The organism is Achromobacter aegrifaciens (genome assembly GCF_902859965.1).
Lineage (GTDB): Bacteria > Pseudomonadota > Gammaproteobacteria > Burkholderiales > Burkholderiaceae_B > Achromobacter > Achromobacter aegrifaciens.
Genome location: NZ_CADIKO010000007.1, coordinates 114,230 through 135,196, shown reverse-complemented (window position 1 = coordinate 135,196; position 20,967 = coordinate 114,230). Strand labels below are relative to the sequence as shown.

At 66.5% G+C, this 20,967-nt stretch carries 17 protein-coding genes; 11 read left to right on the top strand and 6 right to left on the bottom strand.

Annotation, left to right across the window (positions count from 1 at the left end; all coding sequences use genetic code 11):
• Positions 1 to 8 precede the first annotated feature (8 nt).
• The 3 genes from HV793_RS29955 to HV793_RS29945 all read right to left on the bottom strand — a co-directional run bounded on the left by HV793_RS29955 (position 9) and on the right by HV793_RS29945 (position 2,960).
• Positions 9 to 1,430, bottom strand: coding sequence for an efflux transporter outer membrane subunit (locus HV793_RS29955; RefSeq protein WP_175214399.1), 1,422 nt, complete (start codon positions 1,428 to 1,430; stop codon positions 9 to 11).
• Between the two features lie 96 nt (positions 1,431 to 1,526).
• Positions 1,527 to 2,033 (bottom strand): MarR family winged helix-turn-helix transcriptional regulator, encoded by a 507-nt coding sequence (locus HV793_RS29950; RefSeq protein ID WP_054458746.1) that lies wholly within the window; start codon positions 2,031 to 2,033, stop codon positions 1,527 to 1,529.
• Positions 2,034 to 2,066: 33 nt separating this feature from the next.
• Positions 2,067 to 2,960: a DMT family transporter gene (locus HV793_RS29945; RefSeq protein ID WP_054458744.1), complete on the bottom strand. Its 894-nt coding sequence runs from the start codon at positions 2,958 to 2,960 to the stop codon at positions 2,067 to 2,069.
• A 76-nt stretch (positions 2,961 to 3,036) separates the two neighbouring features.
• On the opposite strand from HV793_RS29945, the gene HV793_RS29940 reads away from it, so the two are divergent.
• From HV793_RS29940 to HV793_RS29895, 10 genes are all read left to right on the top strand, one after another.
• Positions 3,037 to 4,014 carry a DMT family transporter gene (locus HV793_RS29940; RefSeq protein WP_054458743.1) on the top strand — a complete coding sequence of 326 codons (978 nt, stop codon included), beginning with the start codon at positions 3,037 to 3,039 and terminating at the stop codon, positions 4,012 to 4,014.
• 71 nt (positions 4,015 to 4,085) lie between these two features.
• Positions 4,086 to 5,075 (top strand): quinone oxidoreductase family protein, encoded by a 990-nt coding sequence (locus tag HV793_RS29935; RefSeq protein WP_054458742.1) that lies wholly within the window; start codon positions 4,086 to 4,088, stop codon positions 5,073 to 5,075.
• Positions 5,076 to 5,252: 177 nt separating this feature from the next.
• Positions 5,253 to 6,764: a phenylacetaldehyde dehydrogenase StyD gene (gene styD, locus HV793_RS29930; RefSeq protein WP_175164230.1), complete on the top strand. Its 1,512-nt coding sequence runs from the start codon at positions 5,253 to 5,255 to the stop codon at positions 6,762 to 6,764.
• A gap of 68 nt (positions 6,765 to 6,832) precedes the next feature.
• On the top strand, positions 6,833 to 7,714 hold the full coding sequence (locus HV793_RS29925; RefSeq protein ID WP_054458738.1) for a transporter: 882 nt from the start codon (positions 6,833 to 6,835) through the stop codon (positions 7,712 to 7,714).
• Positions 7,715 to 7,746: 32 nt separating this feature from the next.
• Positions 7,747 to 8,937, top strand: coding sequence for an amine dehydrogenase large subunit (locus HV793_RS29920; protein ID WP_054458736.1), 1,191 nt, complete (start codon positions 7,747 to 7,749; stop codon positions 8,935 to 8,937).
• Positions 8,934 to 9,491, top strand: coding sequence for a MauE/DoxX family redox-associated membrane protein (locus tag HV793_RS29915; RefSeq protein WP_175214398.1), 558 nt, complete (start codon positions 8,934 to 8,936; stop codon positions 9,489 to 9,491). Before HV793_RS29920 ends, HV793_RS29915 begins: the two co-directional genes overlap by 4 nt.
• An 11-nt stretch (positions 9,492 to 9,502) precedes the next feature.
• Positions 9,503 to 10,141: a methylamine dehydrogenase accessory protein MauD gene (gene mauD / locus HV793_RS29910; protein ID WP_054458732.1), complete on the top strand. Its 639-nt coding sequence runs from the start codon at positions 9,503 to 9,505 to the stop codon at positions 10,139 to 10,141.
• A complete protein-coding gene (locus HV793_RS29905; protein WP_054458730.1) occupies positions 10,125 to 10,646 on the top strand; it encodes a methylamine dehydrogenase light chain in 522 nt (173 codons plus the stop codon). Before mauD ends, HV793_RS29905 begins: the two co-directional genes overlap by 17 nt.
• Before the next feature lie 38 nt (positions 10,647 to 10,684).
• A complete protein-coding gene (locus HV793_RS29900) occupies positions 10,685 to 11,167 on the top strand; it encodes a c-type cytochrome (RefSeq protein ID WP_225590564.1) in 483 nt (160 codons plus the stop codon).
• A 148-nt stretch (positions 11,168 to 11,315) separates the two neighbouring features.
• On the top strand, positions 11,316 to 12,275 hold the full coding sequence (locus HV793_RS29895; RefSeq protein ID WP_054458728.1) for an AraC-like ligand-binding domain-containing protein: 960 nt from the start codon (positions 11,316 to 11,318) through the stop codon (positions 12,273 to 12,275).
• On the opposite strand, the gene HV793_RS29890 is transcribed toward HV793_RS29895, so the two are convergent.
• Complete coding sequence (locus tag HV793_RS29890; RefSeq protein ID WP_054458727.1) at positions 12,276 to 12,950, bottom strand: epoxyqueuosine reductase QueH; 675 nt, start codon at positions 12,948 to 12,950, stop codon at positions 12,276 to 12,278.
• Positions 12,951 to 13,035: 85 nt separating this feature from the next.
• Complete coding sequence (gene glnE / locus HV793_RS29885) at positions 13,036 to 15,816, bottom strand: bifunctional [glutamate--ammonia ligase]-adenylyl-L-tyrosine phosphorylase/[glutamate--ammonia-ligase] adenylyltransferase (protein ID WP_119451021.1); 2,781 nt, start codon at positions 15,814 to 15,816, stop codon at positions 13,036 to 13,038.
• 82 nt (positions 15,817 to 15,898) lie between these two features.
• On the opposite strand from glnE, the gene HV793_RS29880 reads away from it, so the two are divergent.
• Positions 15,899 to 19,564: a YhdP family protein gene (locus tag HV793_RS29880; RefSeq protein WP_425321818.1), complete on the top strand. Its 3,666-nt coding sequence runs from the start codon at positions 15,899 to 15,901 to the stop codon at positions 19,562 to 19,564.
• Between the two features lie 109 nt (positions 19,565 to 19,673).
• On the opposite strand, the gene rho is transcribed toward HV793_RS29880, so the two are convergent.
• On the bottom strand, positions 19,674 to 20,933 hold the full coding sequence (gene rho, locus HV793_RS29875) for a transcription termination factor Rho (protein ID WP_054458721.1): 1,260 nt from the start codon (positions 20,931 to 20,933) through the stop codon (positions 19,674 to 19,676).
• Positions 20,934 to 20,967: the final 34 nt, after the last annotated feature.

Below are 20,967 nucleotides of genomic sequence, written 5' to 3'. Positions count from 1 at the left end.
GGGAGCGTTCAATGGGTGGAGTTCGTGGCGGGGGCCAGCTCGGCCGCGGGGGCGTAGCCGCCGCCCAGCGCATTGGCGAGATTGGCGTCCAGCTGATAGGCGCGGATGCGCAGATCGGTGTCCAGTCGCGCCTGTGTCAGCACGCCGGTCTGCGCAATGAGCACGGAGATGTAGTTGCCCATGCCGGCCTTGTAGCGCTTGACCGCCAGGTCATAGGCGGCGTCGATGGCTTCGCGGGCCTGGCGCTGCTGGGCCTTTTCCTGGTCCAGCAGGCGCAAGCCGTCGAGCGCATCGGCCACCTGGTGCACGGCGTCCAGCACGGTCTGGTTGTAGTCCGACACCGCGAGGTCGGCGTCGGCGCGCCGGCCCGCCAGGTTGGCGTTCAATTCGCCGCCGTGGAAGATCGGCAGCGTGACCGCCGGGCCGAAGCCGGCCATGCGGGCATCCGCGCCCAGCAGATTGCCGGTGCCCATGGCCTGGAAGCCGACGAACGCCGCCAGGTTCACATTGGGGTAGAACTCGGCCTTGGCGCTGTCGATGGCGTGGCGGGCGGCTTCGGCGCGCCATTTCGCGGCGGTGACGTCGGGGCGATGGCCCAGCAGGTCCAGCGGCACGTTGGCGGGCACGCCGCCGGCGGGAGCGGTCAGCGCCACCGGCTGCAAGGATTGCCCGCGTTGCGGACCGGCCCCGGCCAGCGCGGCGACCTGATTGCGCAGCTGCGCCAACGTGGTGTCGGTCTGGGTCAGTTCCACCTTGCCGGCGGCCAGCGACGATTCCGCCTGTTTGACTTCCACCTGGGTGTCCAGCCCGGCCGTGTAGCGGCCTTGGGTCAGTGACAGCACCTCGGCGCGTTGGGCCAGCACGCGGTTGAGCACGTCACGCTGGGCAAAGGCGTTCTGCAGATTCAGGTAGGCGCGGACCAGGGCGCCGGCCAGCAGATTGCGCGCCGCCTGCGCATCGGCCGCGGCGGCGGCTTGCTGCGATACGGCCGCTTGCAGGCGCGACCGGTTCTTGCCCCAGAAGTCCAGCTCATAGCTGAAGTCCAGCGCCAGCCGGTTGTCGCTGACGACCGAGCCGCCCATGGGAGCGGGGTAGATGTAGTCCTTGGACAGGTGTTCGCGGGTCAGCGTGTAGTTGGCGTCCACCCGGGGCAACAGCGGGGCGCGTGCGATGCCGACGGCGGCATTGGCCTTGGCCAGGCGCGCTTGCGCCGCGCTCATCGAGGGGTTGTTGGCCAAGCCCTCGTCCAGCAAGGCATTGAGCTGCGGATCGCCGTAGCGCTGCCACCATTGGGTTTCGGGCCAGACGGTGTCCTGGCTGGTGAGCCCCAGCTTGGCGCCGTCCAGCGCGGCCACCGGCTCGGAGCCGGATTCCATCAATGCGCAACCGCTCAGGGCCAGCACCAATACGGTAGTGAGAAGGCGTTTCATCCTGACTGTTTGCTGAAAGTAATTGATTGATCTGTATTTGCCTAGGCAATCATTATGCCAAATAAAACCCCGAAAGCCGGGGTTCGTTGGCGGACCTTAGCGGTTTGGGGGGGCTGACGAGGCGGAGCCGTTGGCGATCATCCGGCGCAGCAGGTGCTTGAGCTGCGCGACTTCGTCGCTGGAAAACCCGCGCAGGTGGTAATTCAGTACCCGCGCGATATTGGGCGGGATCGCGCGCGCCTTGGCCTCGCCGATCTCGGTGAGTTCGATCTTGACGACGCGGCGGTCTGTCTGGCACCGATTGCGGCGCAGCAGTCCCTTGGCTTCCAGCCGGTCCAACGCGCGGGTCATGGCGCCCGTGTCCATGCCTGTAAGCCTGGCGAGTTCAGCGGGCGTATCGGCGCGGCCCTGGAACACCAGCAGCACCGGACGCCATTGCATCGCGGTGAGTTCCAGCGGGGCCATTTCCTGGTCCAGCATCCGGTTCAGGGAATTGGAAACCAGTTTGATCAGGAAGCCGGCGTTTTCATCCATTACGCAGCTGGCGTCTGCGCGGTAATGGACGGGTCCGTCGGACGGAGAAGGGGGAGGCGCAGCAGTCATATGCGCCGAATTTTACTGCCTAGTCAGTTATTGTCAAGGCTGCGTTTTCGCCGCGATGTCCGGCTGTGCGGCGGGCGCCTGCTTGCGCAGGCCCGACCAGACGATGGCGGCCACGATCAGGGCGGCGCCCGCCATCATGCGCGGCGTGGGCTCCTGGCTGAATAGCGCCCACGCGAAGGCGATGGCGTAGACCGGCTCCAGCGCGATGACCAATCCGGCGCTGCGCGCGTTCAGCCGCGTCAGGCTGGACACGAACAGATAGTGCGACAAGCCGGTGCAGAAAATGCCCAGCAGCGCCAGCCAGAACCAGTCCAGCGCAGGCAGCGCAGGCAACTGGGATACGGCGAAGGGCAGCATTACCAACGCCACGATCAGGTTCTGCCAGCAGGCCACCTGCATCGGGTCCATGCCCGAGGCCGAACGGCGGTTGCTCAGCGCCAGCAGCGCGAAGCTCAGGCCCGACAACAGGCCCCAGGCCAGGCCGATGGTGCCCTGGTCGGCCAGGTCGAACGCGGGCGTGACCAGCACCAGGCCTGCAGTCACCAGGCCCAGCAGCAGCCATTCGGTCGGACGGATGCGTTCCCGGAAGAGCAGGCCCTCGAACAAGGTGATGAAAGCGGGGAAGCTGGCGAAACCCAGCGTGGCGATGGCGATGCCGCCGACTTTCACGGCGATGAAGAAAGTGACCCAGTGGCCCGCCAGCAGGGCGCCGGACACCACCAGCACGAACAGCTGCGCCGGCGTCAGGGCGCCCAGGAGCGGCTTGCGGCGCATGCGGGCGAACAGCCCCAGCGCGAGCACCGCGAAGACGGCCCGGCCCAGCGTGATCACGGCGGCGCTGGCCTGGATCAATTCGCCGAACACGCCGGTCAGGCCGAAAAGCACGGCGGCAACGTGGATGTAGGTGAGGGCGCGGTGTCGGGTCATGCGTGAGGCAGGCGTATGGCGAAGAAAGCGTGGGTAAAGGCGTGCGGTGTTTTTGCACTGAACATAAAATCATCGCATGAATCGCCTTGCCAAGCTTTCGCCGTCCTTCCGCCTTTCCAACCGCACCGCCGGTTTTTTCCTGGCGACCCTGGGCGCAGTCCTGTTCTCGGCCAAGGCCATCGTGGTGAAGTTCACTTACCGCTACGGCATCGACGCGGTCACCCTCATTGCCTTCCGCATGCTGTTCGCCATGCCGTTCTTCGCTGCGGTGGCCTGGCATCAGTCGCGCCGCGCGGCGCGCGGCGAAATCCCCGTGATGACCTGGAAGGAGCGCGCGCAGGTCTGCGTGCTGGGCCTGCTGGGCTATTACCTGTCCAGCTTCCTGGACTTTCTGGGGCTGCGCTACATCACCGCCAGCCTGGAGCGCCTGATCCTGTTCCTGTCGCCTTCGCTGGTGGTGTTGCTGTCGGCGTTCTGGTTCAAGCGCGCGGTCGAGCGCCGCCAGTGGATGGCCATGGCGCTGTCCTATGCCGGGGTGGTGCTGGTGTTCGCCCACGACCTGTCCTTCGGCGGCGGCGAGGTGCTGTTAGGGTCTTTGTTCGTTTTCGGGTCGGCCGCAAGCTATTCTGTGTACCTGATCTGTTCGGGGGAACTGGTCAAGCGCTTGGGGGCGACGCGCCTGGTGGCGTATGCCATGCTGGTGTCTTGCGTGGCCTGCATCATCCAGTTCTTTGCCGTGCATCCCCCGTCCATGCTGATCCAGCCTGCCGGGGTCTACGGGTATTCGGTGATCCACGCCACGCTGAATACCGTGGTGCCGGTGTTCATGCTGATGTGGGCGGTGGCGCTGATCGGCGCGCCCACCGCGTCGCTGCTGGGCATGATCGGGCCGGTGTCGGTGCTGTTTCTGGCGTCGTGGTTTCTGCAAGAGCCCATCACTGTGTGGCAGATGGCGGGGACCGCGTTGGTGCTGGCAGGGGTATTCGTGCTGATGGGGGGCGGGGCCGGCAGGCTGGCGTCCGCCAGGCAGGACGGGGCCCGGCCATCGCGTTGAATCTGGTTTTTCTCGTTCAGGGGCCGCAGACAGGCTCTCGTTAGCATTTTTTCCAATGAAAGGAGGCCAGCATGGCCAGCAATCTCGTCAAGGCAATTCGTATCGAGCAGCACGGTGGTCCTGAAGTCCTGAAGCTGGTCGAGGTGGAAGTGCCTCCGCCCGCCGCCAATGAAGTCACGATCGAGCAGCACGCCGCCGGCCTGAACTTCATCGATATCTATTACCGCACGGGCTTGTATCCCCACGCGTTGCCGCACGGCCTGGGCTTCGAGGGCGCGGGTGTCGTGACCGCGGTCGGCGCCGACGTCACGCATCTGAAAAAGGGCGACCGCGTCGCCTACGGCCAGAGCCCCATCGGCGCCTACGCCAAGGCGCGCAACGTTCCGGCCGCGCAGGTCGTCAAGGTGCCCAAGGGCATCGGCTTTGACGAAGCGGCGGCTTTGATGCTCAAGGGCCTGACGGTGCAATACCTGTTCCGCCAGACCTACCGTCTGCAAGGCGGCGAGACCATCCTGTTCCACGCGGCCGCAGGCGGCGTGGGCCTGATCGCGTGCCAATGGGCCAAGGCCCTGGGCGTGAAGCTGATCGGCACCGTCTCCAGCCCCGAGAAGGCCGAACTGGCCCGCGCCAATGGCGCCTGGGAAACCATCGACTACTCGCGCGAGAACGTGGCCGAGCGCGTGCTCGAGCTGACTGGCGGCAAGAAGGTGCCGGTGGTGTATGACGGCGTGGGCAAGGACACCTGGGAAACCTCGCTGGACTGCATCGAGCCGCGCGGCCTGATGGTGAGCTTCGGCAATGCGTCCGGCCCCGTGTCTGGCGTCAACCTGGCGACGCTGAACCAGAAGGGCTGCCTGTACGTGACGCGCCCGTCGCTGGGCCTGCACGTGAACACGCTGGCCAAGCTGCAAGCCGCCTCCGAGGAGCTGTTCGACCTGGTCCTGAAGAAGAAGATCAAGGTCCGCATCGACCAGCGCTACACGCTGGAGCAGGCCGGCGAGGCCCAGACCGCGCTGGCCGCGCGCAAGACCACCGGCGCCACGGTGCTGATGCTGGACTGATCCGACGTCCGCGATGCGCGGGCCCCACAAGGGCGCCGCGCCAGGCCCGGCACCGCGCTGCGCGTTGCCGGGTTTTTTTTTGCCGTGCGCAGAATGACAAAACGCCATGCACGGTCCGACAAGCCTTCCGGGAAGGCCGTTGCTATCCTGGCTTCAACCATTTCGTTGGAGCTTCGAATGTCTTCAGCAAGCGCAAGCGCCGCCGGCCACGCCGGTTCTGACCGCCCGGAACTGGCCGCCATCCGGGAAGCCATGCTCATCGATGGCAAGCCGGTGCGCGAAGGACAAGGCGCGCCCATCGCCGTCCATGATCCGGCCACGGGCGACGTCATCGCCCATCAGCCCGACGCCGGGCCGCAGCAGGTGGACCTGGCGGTGCAGGCCGCCAGGCGCGCCTTCGGATCCGGTCCCTGGCGTGACATGCTGCCTGCCGGGCGCGAACGCCTGTTGCTGAAATTGGCCGACCTGATCGAGCAGCACGGCACCGAACTGGCCCGTCTGGAAACCCTGAACAACGGCAAGCTGCTGGGCGTGGCGCAGGGCCTGGAAGTCGGGTCGGGCGCGCAGTGGCTGCGCTACATGGCGGGGTGGGCGACCAAGATCACGGGCGACACCCTGTCGCTGTCCATACCGTTTCCGCCGGGCGTGCGGTACAGCGCCTATACCTTGCCGCAGGCGGTGGGCGTGGTGGCCGCGATCATTCCGTGGAATTTTCCGCTGTTGATGGCGATCTGGAAGATCGCGCCCGCCTTGGCGGCGGGCTGCACCGTGGTGCTCAAGCCCGCCGAGGAAACGCCGTTGACGGCGCTGCGCCTGGCCGAGCTGGTGCTGGAGGCGGGCTTTCCGCCCGGCGTCGTCAACGTCGTGACCGGCCGGGGCGAGACCGCTGGCGCCGCGCTGGTTGCGCATCCCGGCGTGGACAAGATCGCATTCACGGGGTCGACCGAAGTCGGCAAGCTCATCGGGCGCGCCGCGATGGACGACATGAAGCGGGTTTCGCTGGAGCTGGGCGGCAAGTCCCCCGTGATCGTGCTGGACGACTGCGACGTCGACCGCGCGGTGCAGGGCGCCGCGGCCGCCATTTTCTTCAACCAGGGCCAGGTTTGCACGGCGGGTTCGCGCCTGTATGTGCAAAAAGGCCTGTATCCCAAGGTCGTCCAGGGACTGGCGGATCTGGCCGCCGGCATGAAGCTGGGGTCCGGATTCGACCCCGCCACCCAGGTCGGCCCGCTGGTGTCGGCCCGCCACCAGAAACGCGTCATGGACTACATCGGCCTTGGACGCAGCGAAGGCGGACGGGTGCTGGCGGGAGGAGGCAGCGGCAGCGGCTCGGGCTACTTCGTGCAGCCCACCGTTTTCGCGGACGTGCCGCCGGGGGCGCGTATCGTTCGCGAGGAGATCTTCGGACCTGTCGTGGTGGCGCAGCCCTTCGATACGCTGGACGATGCGGTGCGGCTGGCCAACGACAGCGCCTACGGCCTGGGCGCCAGCCTCTGGAGCAACGATCTCTCCCGCGTGCAAGGCCTGATCCCGCGCATCGATGCCGGCACCGTCTGGGTGAACACGCACAACATGCTGGATCCCAACATGCCTTTCGGCGGATTCAAGCAGTCCGGCATCGGCCGCGAGCACGGCCGCGCCGTGCTGGAGATGTACCTGGAGCGGAAGTCCGTTTGCATCGCTTACTAGAACGATGAGCGCGCGGCCCAAGCCGGGAAATACCGGTGGCCGCGCTTTCATGACACCAAGGGGAAGACATGGCAGGCAGGACAGGTAGCCGGGGCCGCCGACGGGCCACGCTGTTGCTCGCGTGCGCGGCAGCGTCGCAGGCGGCATGGGCAGGAGACCCCAGCGCGCGGGATTGGATACCCGCGCCGGTGGGCACCAATATCATCGCCGGGTATCTGGCGGGATTGCGATCCTCGGGCTTGTATGCCGAGGGGCAGCGGGTGGACGGCGCGTCCGTCGACGTGAATGCGCTGGTGTACCGCCAGATGCACTATCGCGACTTCTACGGCAAGACGATGCAGCTCGAATTCATCGTGCCGATGTACCGGACCTCGCTGGACCTGCCGGGCGCGCCCGGCGACCACCAGACCGGCATCGGCGACGTGACGCTCGGGTCGGCCATCTGGCTGTACAACAACGAGCAGACCAAGACCTGGTTCGCCTGGGAGCCCTTTGTGGTGGCGCCGGTGGGCCGTTATGACGGTTCGCGTCCCGACGTGTCTCCGGGCAAGAACCGCTGGTCCACCATCCAGGATTTCGCGTTCGTGCAGGGCTTCGGCGAATCCACCTATCTCGAAGCCATCGCCGAGGTGGAGATCTACGGCCGCAATACGGACTGGTATGGGCAGACGCTGAAGAAGGATCCCTCGTTCCGTTTCTTCGCGCTGGCTTCGACCAACCTGACGCCCGATACCTACACCGGCATCCGTTACCGCTACGAGACTGGCGGCAAGGAAACCTCGTCCGGCGAGACCGTCGCCACGCGGGCGCGCAATCACCAGCTGGCCGTCGAACTGACGCATCAGATCAACGACGCCAACCAGATTCAGATGCAGTACATCCACGACCTGAAGGTCGAGAACGGACCGCGGATGCGTGGCGTGCAGTTGCGCTACGTCTATGCGTTCTAGGAGAACCGGACCATGAGACCAGGAGAATATCGATGAACGCGCCTAGCGCCAGAACATGCGCATCGCGGGCCGGACGGTGGGCGCTATGCGCCGTCCTGGCGGCGTCGGCGGGGCTAGCCCGGGCGGATCTGCCCGTGGAAGAGCTCAAGGGCGGCACCCGCCTGCCGCCGGCCACGCCGCACCGGCTGTACGTGATGGATGCCGTCTTCAATCACCTGGTCGACAGCCGGGTCAACATCTATGACGGCGACTCCTTGAAGTTCCTGGGCATGGTGCCCGCGTCGTTCAACGGCCACATGACCGTGTCCGCGGACGGCAAGGACATCTACGTCATGACGACCTACTACGAGCGCTTGAACCGCGGCAAGCGTACCGACGTGGTGGAGGCCTGGGACGCCGAAACGCTCACGCCCAAGTACGAGGTGCCGATCCCGCAGAAACGCGCCCAGGCGCTGAATTACCGCAACTATCTGCAGCAGAGCACGGACGGGGAACTGCTGTTCGTGCAGAACGCCACGCCCGCGTCCTCGGTCACGGTGGTGAACCTGAAGACGCGCCAGTTCGCGGACGAGGTCACCGCGGCGGCAGGGTGCTGGAGCATCATCGTGCTGCCGTCGCGCCCGCGCAGCTTCGCCAGCATCTGCGGCGACGGCGCGCTGCTTACCGTGGACCTGGACCAGGCCGGCAAGCCGGCGGGGCAGCAGCGCAGCCAGCCCATGTTCGATCCCGAAAAGGACCCCATCTTCACGCACACCGAGAACCTGGGCGACACCTACTACTTCGTGTCCTACAACGGCAATGTCTACAGCGCCGACTTCAGCGGCAAGGACGCGGCTTTCGGCAAACCCTGGTCCCTGCTGGACGCGTCGGGCAAGGACCAGGGCTGGCGCCCTGGCGGCTACAACCTGCTGGCCATCAACAAGGCCGCCAAGCGGCTGTATGTGGGCATGCATCCCAACGGCGCCGAGGGCTCGCACAAGACGCCGGCCGCCGAGATCTGGGTCTACGACCTGGCCACGCACAAGCGGGTGGCGCGGGTGCCGGGCCAGAATGCCTTGTCGATGTCGGTCTCGCAGGACGACCAGCCGCGCCTGTACACGATCGACGGCGGCAACGTGAACGTCTACGACGCCGCGCCGGCCGCGCCGGTCCTCAAGGGCACGATCCAGGCTGCCGGCGAAACCGCGCTGCAGGTCGAACCGCAACCGCGAGGTGCGCGATGAACGATCCCGTGCTGCTGTATGCCGCGAGCGCGGCGCTGGCCTGCGTGCTGCTCCTGGGGGCGCTGGAAAAGTTGAGGGACATGGCGGGCTTCGCCGCTATCGTGTCGGCCTACCGCATCCTGCCGGCGGGGTGGAGCGGCGCGTTCGCGTGGCTCTTCGTGCTGGGCGAAGCGCTGTCCGGCGCCTTGCTGCTGGCGCCGGCACGACAGGCGGCGGGCGCGCAACTGGCGCTGCTGGTGTTGGCGGCGGCGACGCTGGCGCTGGCCTTCAATCTGCTGCGCGGGCATCGCGACATCGATTGCGGCTGCGGCGGCCCCGCCGCCGGCGGGCCGGGGCGCGGCGCGCAACGTGGCGGGCTGTCGTGGTGGCTGGTGCTGCGCAACGCGGCGCTGGCGCTGTGGACTGCGCCCGCGCTGATCTCCGCGGCGGGCCAATCGCGCGGTCTGCAGTGGGCCGACTCCGCCGCCGTCTTCGGCCTGGCGATGGCTGCCGTGGGCCTGTACTTCACCGCCAATCACCTGTTGGCCTCCCATCTCAAATTGCGCAATCTCTGAAGGAAACTCACATGGATGCCTTGATCATTTCCAATTTTCTGTTGTGGGGCGTGGTGCTCTGCCTGGTGCTGGTCATCCTGGCGCTGTCGCGGCAGATCGGCGTGCTGTATGAGCGCGTGGCGCCGATGGGGGCGCTGACGATGGACAAGGGCCCTGGCGTGGGCGAGCCCGCTCCGCGCTTCGAACTGCCGGATCTGCTGGGTCGCCGTATCGTCATCGGCGAACGCGGCCAGCACAGCCAGCTGCTGTTCTTTCTTTCCCCGACCTGCCCGGTTTGCAAGAAGCTGCTGCCTATCCTCAAGTCGGTGGCCAGCACGGAAAGCGCCTGGCTGCGCATCGTGCTGGCCAGCGATGGCGAAATGCCCGAGCACCTGGCGTTCTACAAGCAGGCGGGCCTGGAGCGTTTTCCGTACTTGCTGTCGACCGAACTGGGCATGAAGTTCCAGATCAGCAAGCTGCCCTATGCCGTGCTGATCGATGAAACCGGAACCTTGCGCGCCAAGGGCCTGATCAACTCGCGCGAACAGCTCGAAAGCCTGTTCACCGCGAAGGAGCTGGGCGTGGCTTCGGTGCAGGAATTCCTGGCCGCCGGCGCGTTGGAAGAAACCCGGATTTCCCGCAAGGAGAGCGGCAATGCAATGGCTGGATAAACTCGCGGAGCGCGCCGCGCGCTCGGTTGCGCACACCACTTCCCGGCGCAGCGTGCTCAACCGCATCGGCCGGGCGCTGGTTGGAACGGCATTCCTCATGCCGGTGCTGCCGGTGGCGCGGTCAGCGCCCGCTGATCCCAAGAAACCGCAGATGGACGACACGGCGTGCGACTACTGGCGCTATTGCGCGGTGGACGGCTTTCTGTGTTCATGCTGCGGCGGCAGCATGACGTCCTGCCCGCCTGGCACCTCGCCTTCGGCCGTGTCGTGGGTTGGCACCTGCCACAATCCGCTGGACGGCAAGGACTACCTGATCAGCTACAACGATTGCTGCGGCAAGGCTGCTTGCGGCAAATGCATGTGCGCATCCGCCGAGCGCGAGCGGCCCGGCTATCAGATGTTCCTGCACAACGACGTGAACTGGTGCATGTCCAACGAGTCCTCCATCTTCCACTGCACGACCTCGGTGATCGTGGGCCTGGCCAAGCCGAAGCCGAAATCATGAGGCCAGAAGGGCGACCGCCATGGCGCGGGTGGCGCGGGTTGTGCGCCGCCGTCCTGCTCTGCGTGGGCCGGACGGCCGCGGCGGAGCAGGCGGCCGCTGACGCCGCCGACGCCGACAGGCTGCGTCTGGCCGTCCGCGCCGACTACGTGCTGCAATGCGCGGGCTGCCATCGCGTGGACGGCCGTGGCAGCGGCCGCCACGGCATTCCTGATTTCCGCAATTCGGTGGGCGCGTTCGTGCATCTGCCGCAGGGCCGCGAGTATCTGGTCCGCGTGCCGGGCGCCGCGCAATCGCAGCTCAGCAATGCCGAACTCGCGGCCGTGCTGAACTGGGTGGTGCGGGAATTCAGCCCGGCGCAGTTGCCGGCGGATTTCCGGCCGTACACGGAACAGGAAGTCGCGCAGGTCCGGCCGCGCCGCTACGAGGACGTGGTGCCGGTGCGTCATGGCCTGGCTCAGGCGCTGGCGCGGCTCGGCTTCCAGTTGGCCGACTATTCTTATGGCAGCGACAGAAAACCGTAGAGGAACAGGCACTTAGGGGTTGTCACCGATATTCCCTGGCGCCGACCGATGCTAGAAAGAGGCAGCATTCCATTCAACGCTGTAGCTGTGTCGCCAGGCAGGCCGTTCCAGGCAAACAGGCACGCCGTTTCGAGACGCCGGAGTCGCCATGTCCCCATCCCTTCTGCGCAGCGAGCCCAGGCACTTCCTGGACTGCGCAAGCTGGCAGGAAAATGTCAGCGATACCTTCGTTCCCCTGGAAGTGTCCGCGGTGTTTCCGGCCCGTTTCCGCAATAGCGTGGCGGTGGATTCGCTGGGCTGGATGCAGGTCTGCGAGTTGCGCAGCAGCGCCCAGCGCGTGCGCCGCAGCAAGCTGCTGGCCAACCGTTCCGAGTCGTCCGGCTACAAGGTGACGCTGCAGCTCGCTGGCCGCAGCGAGATCCGCCAGTCGGGGCGCAGCGCCTTGCTGGTGCCGGGCGAATGGAGCATCTACGACACCACCCGGCCGTACGAAGTCGACGTCGACGATGGCGCGCACTTCCTGGTCATGCAGGTGCCCGGCAAGCATTTCGAGGCGTGGCAGTCTTTCATGCAGAATGCCGTGGCGCGCAGCTTCAGCGCGCGCCAGGGGTGCGGGCGCATGGCGATGGACCTGCTGCGCGTGGCGCTGACCGAGCACGCGCATCTGTCCGAAAGCGCCTCGCGCGATGCCGCCAATGCGGTGCTGCAGATGATGGGACTGGATATCAGCGAGCGGGCAGGCGGGCAGGCCGAACATGACCAGGCCGAACTGCGGCAGGCGCAATTGCGCCGGGTGCAGCAGCACATGCTTGAAAACCTGCATGATCCGGCGCTGTCGCCAGCGGCCGCTGCAGCGGCCTTCCGGATGTCGCGCCGCTATTTGTACAACCTGTTCGCGCAGGCTTCCACGACCCCGGCTGATTTCATCCTCAGCGCGCGGCTGGAGCGTTGCTGCGATACGCTGTGCGACCCCGCTCAGGCGGCGCGGCCGATAGGCGACATCGCCTACAGATTCGGGTTCTCAGATGCGGCGCGTTTCAGCCATGCGTTTCGCAAGCGTTTCGGCGTGTCGCCGTCGGAATACCGGCGCCATGGACGCCCGTCCTGATCAGAGCTGTTCCTCGTTGATCAGGTCTTCCTTGCCGTAGAACTTCACGCCGATGTGGATGCGTTCGCGGCCCTGCGAGCGGCGATGGCGGTTGGTGTCGCGCAGCGAATAGACGCAGCCGCAATATTCCTGCTGGTAGAAGTTTTCGCGCTTGCTGATTTCGATCATGCGGGCCGAGCCGCCGCCCTTGCGCCAGTTGTAGGTCCAGTAGATCAGATCGTCGTAGCGCGCCGCGGCGCGTTCGCCACAGCCGTTGATCTGGTTCATGTCCTTCCAGCGCGAAATGCCCAGCGAGCTGGTGATGGTGTCAAAGCCATGCTCGTGCGCGTAGAGCGCCGTGCGTTCGAAGCGCATGTCGAAGCAGGCCGTGCAGCGCTCGCCGCGTTCGGGAGCGTTTTCCATGCCCTTGACGCGGTCGAACCAGTTGTCCATGTCGTAGTCGGCGTCGATGAATTCGATGCCGTGCTGCTCGGCGAAGCGGATGTTCTCCTGCTTGCGGATTTCGTACTCTTTGACCGGGTGGATGTTCGGGTTGTAGAAGTAGATGGCGTAATCGATGCCTGAGGCGGTCATCGCTTCCATGACTTCGCCGGAACAGGGCGCGCAGCACGAGTGCATCAGCACCTTGCGGCGGCCGGCGGGCAGGTCGAGTTTGGGGCGCACGAGTTCGGACATGGCTTGCAGGAAACAAATAAGGCGGAAAACTCCTTATTTTACGCTGAGTTGCCGCTGAAGGGTGCGCCCCCGTCTCCCAATACGCTCAGCCCAGCACGGCATCCCAGAGCTCGCGCACGGCGGCGCGCTCTTCCTGCAGCTGGTCCTGCGGGACGCGCGCCTTTTCCACCCCCTGCAGGCGCATCTGGTGCTGGACGCGGCGCAGGGTGCGGTAGGCGTCGCCGGCGCGCGCGGCCAGTTCGGGAGCAATCAGGCCCGCCTCGCCGGACAGGCGCAGCAAGGCGATATTGCCCAGGTTGCGCACCAGCACCGGATGCGTGCCCGAATGGCACAGCACCAGGTATTGCGTGACGAACTCCACGTCGACCATGCCGCCGCGGTCGTGCTTCAGATCGAACAGCGGGCTGCTGTTGGGGTGGCCAGCATTGATCTTTTCGCGCATCGCCAGCACTTCCTCGCGCAGTTTGGCGGCGTCGCGTGGCAGTACCAGGATGTCTGCGCGGATCTGCTCGAAACGCGCGCCGACGCTGGCGTCGCCCGAGGCGTAGCGGGCGCGGGTCAGCGCCTGGTGTTCCCAGGCCCAGGCGTGCTTGTGCTGGTATTGCTCGAATGCTTCCACGGACACCGCCAGCAGGCCGGCGTCGCCATCCGGCCGCAGGCGCAGGTCGACTTCGTACAGGCGGCCCGAAGAGGTCATGGTCGAGAGCCACGACGTCATGCGCCGGCCCAGCTTTGCGTAGACCTCGGCGGCGTCGTCGCGCGGGTCGTCGAACAGGAACACCAGATCCAGGTCCGAGGCATAGCCCAGTTCCTTGCCGCCCAGCTTGCCGTACGCGATGACGGCGAAGCGCGGTTCGGCGCCCTCGGCCTTGTTGACCAGCGGCCAGGTGCGGCGGATGGTTTCGGTCAGCAACAGGTCGGCCAGCGCGGACAGCTGGTCGGCCAGCTTCTCCACGGTGAGTTCGCCTTCCAGATCCTGCGCCAGCAATTGGAAGCTGGCCTGGCGCTGCATGTCGCGCATCAGGTTCATCTGGCGCTCGATGTCCGGATCGCCGTCGGGCAGCCGGCAGGCGTCCAGGTCGGCGGTCAGCTGGCGCGCGATCTGGCCGAAGTCCAGCGGCTCGAACAGGGTGCGCCAATCGATCAGGCTGTCCAGCAGCAGAGGGTGCTGGGTCAGGTATTGCGCGGCCCAGGGGCTGGCGGCGACCATGCGCGCCACGCGCGCCAGGGTGTCGGGGTATTCGGCCAGCAGGGCCAGGTAGGCGCTGCGCTGGGCGATTTTCTCGATCAGGTCGAACAGCCGCACCGTGGCTTGCAGCGGGGCTGGGGTTTGCAGGGCCGCTCGCAGGGCGGCCGGCAGCAGCGCGTCCATGCGCTTGCGGCTGCTCTCGGGCAGACTGCGCACCCGGTGGCTGCCCAGCAGGGTCTCGGTACGGCGCAACAGGTCCTGCGCGTCGTCGCCGAAGGCCTGGCTGATTTGTTCGGCGAGCTCGCAGCTGCTGTCTGGCTCGTCCGGGCCGGACCCGGGGTCGGTGGCGCCGGGCGCGGGCGCCGGCACTTCGGCGTCGCCCATGCCCACCAGCCGGAACACGTTGCGGAAGGTCTGCGAGACGAATTGGCGGTGCGCGGCCAGCGTGCTTTCGAAGTCAGCGGGGCTCATGCCCAGCGCTGCGGCCAATCCGGCGCGTTGTTCGGGGTCGCCCGGCAGCAAATGGGTCTGGGCGTCCTCGCGGTATTGCAGGGCATGCTCGGTGCGGCGCAGGTAGCGGTACGCCTCTTCGAGCCGGCGCGCGTCTTCCTCGGGCACCAGGCCGGCGGCGCTCTCCGCGTGCAGCGCTTCCAGCAGGCCGCGTTTTTGCAACGCGGGCATGCGGCCGCCGCGGATCAACTGGGCAAGCTGCACCACGAATTCGATTTCGCGGATGCCGCCATCGCCCAGCTTGATGTTGTTGGCGCTGTCGATGCCGTTGCGCGCGCTGGCGCGCCGCTGCCAATCCTGGCGGATGCGTTCGCGCAGGGCGCGCAGGGCCGAGAGCGCATCGAAGTCGAAATACTTGCGATAGACGAACGGCACGCGCAGGCTTTCCAGCTGGCGCGCCTGGGCGGCACTGTCGCTGCCTTCGAAGGCCTGGGCCGGGATCAGCCGGGCCTTGAGCCAGGCGTAGCGTTCCCATTCGCGGCCCTGGCCGATCAGGTAGTGCTCCAGCGCGTCCAGGCTCCAGGCCAGGGGACCGGCGTCGCCGTCGGGGCGCAGGCGCAGGTCGGTGCGGAACACCTGGCCGTTGGCGTCGACTTCGGACAGCACCGGCATCATGCGCCGCGTCAGGCGGCCGTAGAACTCGTGATGGCTGATACGGCGCGGACCGTCGGTTTCGCCTTCTTCGCCGTACAGCATGATCAGGTCGATGTCGGACGAGACATTCAATTCGCAGCCGCCCAGCTTGCCCATGCCCACTATCAGCATTTCCTGCGGCTGGCCGGTGGCCGGATCGCGCGGCACGCCATGCACGGCGGCGAGGTCCGCCGCCACGCTGCGATAGGCCGCGGCCACCGCGGTGTCGGCCAGCGCGGTCATGGCGCCCACGACTTCTTCCAGATCGGCCTGGCCGGTCAGGTCGCGCACGATGAGTGTGTTGAAGACCCGTTCGCGCAGCTTGCGCAGCACCATGCGGCAGACCTCCACGGGTAGCGTCTCGCCTGCCTGCGGTCCGGCCAGCTCCGCCTGCCAGCGCGCGATCTGCGCGGGCGTGACGGGTTCGCGCACGGCATCGTTCAGCCAGGCGGCCAGATCCGGGTGGGCATCCAGGCGGCGGCGCAGATGGCCGGACCAGGCGAGGGCGGGGGCAAGCGTAGAGGGCGTGGACATGGCGAAAGGGGCGGCGCGATGGGCGCGTTTCAGGTATAAGTGGGGACGATACTGCAAGACCTCTTCTCCTGCCCACCGATCCGTGTCTGTTTCAAAAAAAGTGCTCTGTTGGGTGTTCTGGGCCGTGCTGACCGTCTATTGCGTCGTGGCCCTCGGACTGCTGGGCGTGCGCTATTGGGTTCTGCCCCGCGCGGACCAATGGCGTCCCCAGATCGAAGCCTACGCCAGCAAGGCGCTGGGCTCCCGAGTGACCATCGGCTCCATCCAGGCGAACTGGCAAGGCCTGAACCCCAAACTCGATCTCACCTCCGTCCAAGTCTACGACGATGAGGTGGACCCGGTGTTGTCCTTGCCTTCCGTTTCGGCGGTGCTGGCCTGGCGCAGCATCCTGGTCCTGTCGCCCAAGCTGCTGCGGTTGCAGCTCGACCGGCCCGAACTCCTGTTGCGGCGCGATCCCGAAAATCATCTATGGGTCGCGGGCCAGAACATCGATCTCAATGACGACGACCAGCGTTCCGACCTGGACCATCCAGCGCTGCGCTGGCTGGGCGCGCAACGCGAGCTGCGCATCCGCGGCGCGACCATACGCTGGCAGGACGAGTTGCGCGGCGCGCCGGAGCTCACCCTGACGGGCGTCGACTTCCTGGCGCGCAACGGCAGTTTGTCGCATCGTTTCGTGCTCAAGGCCGCGGCGGGCGAGGCGCTGGCGCGCAACGTCGAGCTGCGCGGCGAATTCAATCGCAGCCTGTTTTCGGTGAACGCGGCGAATCCCGGCAATTGGGGCGGCCAGCTATATGTACAGCTGGACGACGCTGAACCCTTGGCCTGGCAGCCTTGGTTCGAGGTCCCGGCGGTGGCGGGCCGCCTGAGCGGGCGGGCATGGCTGCAGTTGGAACGCGGCAAGTTCACCGATCTGACCGCGGACGCCGCCGTGCGCGGCCTGCAATGGACCGAGACCGCGCAAGGGACCGCTGCTCCAGGCTTCAGGGCCGGGTACGTCCAGGCCCGCGTCCAGGGCTTGCCGGGCGACTTCATGCAGCTGGACAGCGTGCCGCTGGCGCGCAGCCCTGGCGCCCCGGCGGTGTCGGTCAGCGCCAAGGCCGAACAGCTCACTCTGTCCTTGCCGGGCGTCTTCGAGCAACCCACGTTGGCTGTGCGCGACGTGGCGCTGGATGCCGCCGTCAAAGGGCCGGATGCGAAGCACTGGTTCGTGGACGTAGGCCAACTGCAACTGGTCAACGACGATCTCGACGTGCGCGTGCAAGGGCAGTGGCGGCCAGAAGGCAGGACCGCGGCGGGCAGCGTCGACATGCACGGCGTGATGGCGCGCGGCTCCATGTCCGCCATCCATCGCTACCTGCCGCTGGAGGTCAACGCCGATGCGCGCGAATGGCTGGCCATCGGCTTGCCCGCGGGCGAAATGCAATCGGCCTCCATCACGCTCAAGGGCGATCTCGACGAGTTTCCTTTTGGCGCGCCTGGGGCTCAGGGCGATTTCGTGATCGCCGGCGCATTCAGCGGCGCCAAGGTCGACTACGCGCCGGCGCGCGAGCGCCGCAAGGGCTGGCCGATGCTGGAGAACCTGTCCGGCAATTTCCGCATCGACAAGGTCAGCCTGGCGCTGGACAGTCCGGGCGGCGCGGTCGCGCATACCGGATCGGGACATACCGTGACGCTGGGGGCGGTTTCCGCAACCATTCCCAACATGGAAGAGAACTCCGAACTGCTGCTGACCGGCGAGACGTCCGGCGCCGTGCCGGCCTATCTGGCGCTGGCAGCCAACTCGCCCTTGGGCGAGTTGCTGGATGGCGCGCTGGACGAGGCGCGCGGCACCGGTGACTGGCGGGTGGGGCTCAAGCTCAAGGTGCCTCTGTTGAACACCGATGACACCCAGGTCCAGGGGAACATCCTGTTCGCGGGCAACTCCTTCACCTTCATGCCGGAGATGCCGCTGCTCAGCCAGATGCACGGCGACCTGGAGTTTTCGGAGAAGGGCGTCGAGGCCAAGGACTTGCGGGCCCTGTTCCTGGGCGGCCCGGCGCGGATTTACGGACGTCTGGCGCAGAGCACGGACGCCTTGCGCTTCGAGGGTACGCTGGCCGGGCCGGCGCTGACTCAATTAAGCAACACGCCGTCCATGTCGCGCTTTTCGGGCAAGGCGGCCTACAAGGGCAAGGTGGGCTATCAGCGCGGCGGCGCGGTGGACATTTCCGTCGAGTCCGATCTGGTGGGCATGGCGATCGACATGCCCGCTCCGGTCGGCAAGGCCGCCCAGGCTTCGCAGTTGCTGAAGGTGCAATGGTCGCCCGCGCAGGACCGCGGAGCGCAGAACCGGCGCTGGCTCACCGCAAGCCTGGGAGATGCCGTCAACGCGCTGTTCGAACGGGCGCCGTCCGAAGGGTCGCCGTCCTACTTCGCGCGCGGCGCGCTGGGCATCAACCGTCCGGCAAGCCTGCCGGAACGCGGGTTCAGCCTGAACGCGAGCCTGCCTGAACTGGACCTGGATGCCTGGGAAAGCGTGTCCGACGGCTTCAGCGCGCCTGCCGGCAAGGGCCGTGCCGCGCCCAAGCCCATGCTGCCCGCGGCCGAACGCATCAGCCTGGCGGCCGGCGTCTTGCGGACTGGCGGCTTTACCCTGAACGACCTGACGCTGTACGCGACCCGGCCGGGACCCGCCCAATGGCGCGTGGATCTGCAATCCAAGCAGGCCACGGGTTCGCTCGAATGGCGCGAGGCCTCGGGCGCCATCGCCGGCCAGATCACCGCGCGCCTGAAGCATCTGTCCCTGGGCGGCGAGGGCGACACCAACAAGGCCGACGAGGCGCTGTCCTCCGGCAACGACCTGTCAGACATCCCGGCGATCGACCTGCAAGCCAAGGAATTCCTGCTGTACGGCAAGAACGTGGGCGAACTCCAGGTGCAGGGCACGAACCTGCAGCGCGGCCGCCAATGGCGCCTGGACAAGCTGTCCATCGTCAACGACGCGGCCTCGCTCAACGCCACCGGCAACTGGAACCTGGAAGGCCAGAGCCGCGGCCTGACCGTGGACGCTTCGGTCAAGTTCGAAGACGTGGGCAAGTTCCTGGACCGCATCGGCTTCGAAAAGGTGGTGTCGGGTGGCAAGGGCACGATGCAGGGCAAGGCCACCTGGCGCAATCTGCCCTGGACCCACAAGATCGAAGACCTGACGGGCGAGGTCGACGTCAGCCTGGACAAGGGCCGCTTCATGCACGTCAACTCCCGCACCGCGCGGCTGCTGGAGCTGTTGTCCCTGCAATCGCTGCAGCGGCTGGCGCGGCTGGACGTAAATCCCACCAATCTGCTGCGCGACGGCTTCCCCTTCGACACCATCCGCGGCAAGGTCAAGCTGGCCGACGGCACGGCTTCGACCGAAGGCTACAAGATCAACGGGCCGGTGGCGACCATCGTGCTGGCCGGCGGGGTCAACATCATCCGCGAACGCTGGGACATGAAGGCCGTGGTGATTCCGAACCTGGACGCCAGCGGGGCGGCCATGGTGACGGCGCTGGCGGTCAATCCGCTGATCGGCCTGGGAGCCTTCGTGACGCAGTGGCTGCTGAAGCAGCCGCTGGCACGGGCCATGACCATGGAATACGCCGTCACCGGCAGCTGGGACGATCCCAAGATCGAGCCGATAGACGCGTCCGGCAAGCCGGCCGGCAACAAGCAGACCCCGCGTCCGGCGCCGCAGCCTGGCACGCTGGAGGAGTTCATGGGAGGGCAGTGAGCCGCCTGTCCGGCCCATGAAAAACGCCCTGGGCGCAAGCGCGCTTCAGGGCGTTTTTCATGGCCGGGTCCAAGGCGCGGGCGCCGCGGACCGCAGGCTCTGACCAGGCTTACTTCTTCTTCATCATGTCGAAGAATTCGGCGTTGGTCTTGGTGGCGCGCATCTTGTCCAGGATGAATTCCATCGACTGGACTTCGTCCATGTCGTGGATGAACTTGCGCAGCACCCAGACCTTCTGCAGCAGGTCGGGGGCGATCAGCAGCTCTTCGCGGCGGGTGCCGGACTTGTTCAGGTTGATCGACGGGTAGACGCGCTTTTCGGCCAGGCGGCGCTCGAGGTGGACTTCGGAGTTGCCGGTGCCCTTGAATTCTTCATAGATGACTTCATCCATGCGGCTGCCGGTTTCGATCAGCGCCGTGCCCAGGATGGTCAGCGAACCACCTTCTTCCAGGTTGCGGGCCGCGCCGAAGAAGCGCTTGGGGCGTTGCAGCGCGTTGGCGTCCACGCCGCCGGTCAGCACCTTGCCGGAGGCCGGCACCACGGTGTTGTAGGCGCGGGCCAGACGGGTGATCGAGTCCAGCAGGATCACCACGTCCTTCTTCATTTCGACCAGGCGCTTGGCCTTCTCGATGACCATTTCCGCGACCTGCACGTGGCGGGTGGCGGGTTCGTCAAAGGTCGAGGCGACCACTTCGCCGCGCACGGTGCGCTGCATTTCGGTCACTTCCTCGGGGCGTTCGTCCACCAGCAGGACGATCATGACCGCGTCGGGGTAGTTGGTGGTGATGGCGTGCGCGATGTGCTGCATCATCACCGTCTTGCCGGACTTGGGGCTGGCGACGATCAGGCCGCGCTGGCCCATGCCGATGGGGGCGAAGACGTCAAGAATGCGGCCCGTGAGGTTTTCCTCGCTCTTGATGTCGCGTTCCAGGCGGATGTTGCGGTTCGGGTGCAGCGGCGTCAGGTTTTCGAACATGATGCGATGCTTGATCGCTTCAGGCGCCACGCCGTTGACCTTGTCCACCTTCACCAGGGCGAAATAGCGCTCGCCGTCCTTGGGCGTGCGCACTTCACCTTCGATCGAGTCGCCGGTGTGCAGGTTGAAGCGGCGGATCTGCGAGGGCGAGATGTAGATGTCGTCCGTGCTGGCCAGATACGAGGTCTCGGGCGAGCGCAGGAAGCCGAAGCCGTCGGGCAGGACTTCCAGGACGCCGTCGCCGAAGATCTGCTCGCCTTGCTTGGCGCGCCGTTTCATGATGGCGAACATCAGCTCCTGCTTGCGCAGGCGGTTGGCGTTCTCGATTTCCAGGCCGGCGGCCATTTCCAGCAGCTGCGAGACGTGCAGCGCCTTCAGTTCGTTGAGGTGCATCGCGGTGGATTTTTGGGGGAAAGTGAAGGAGAGT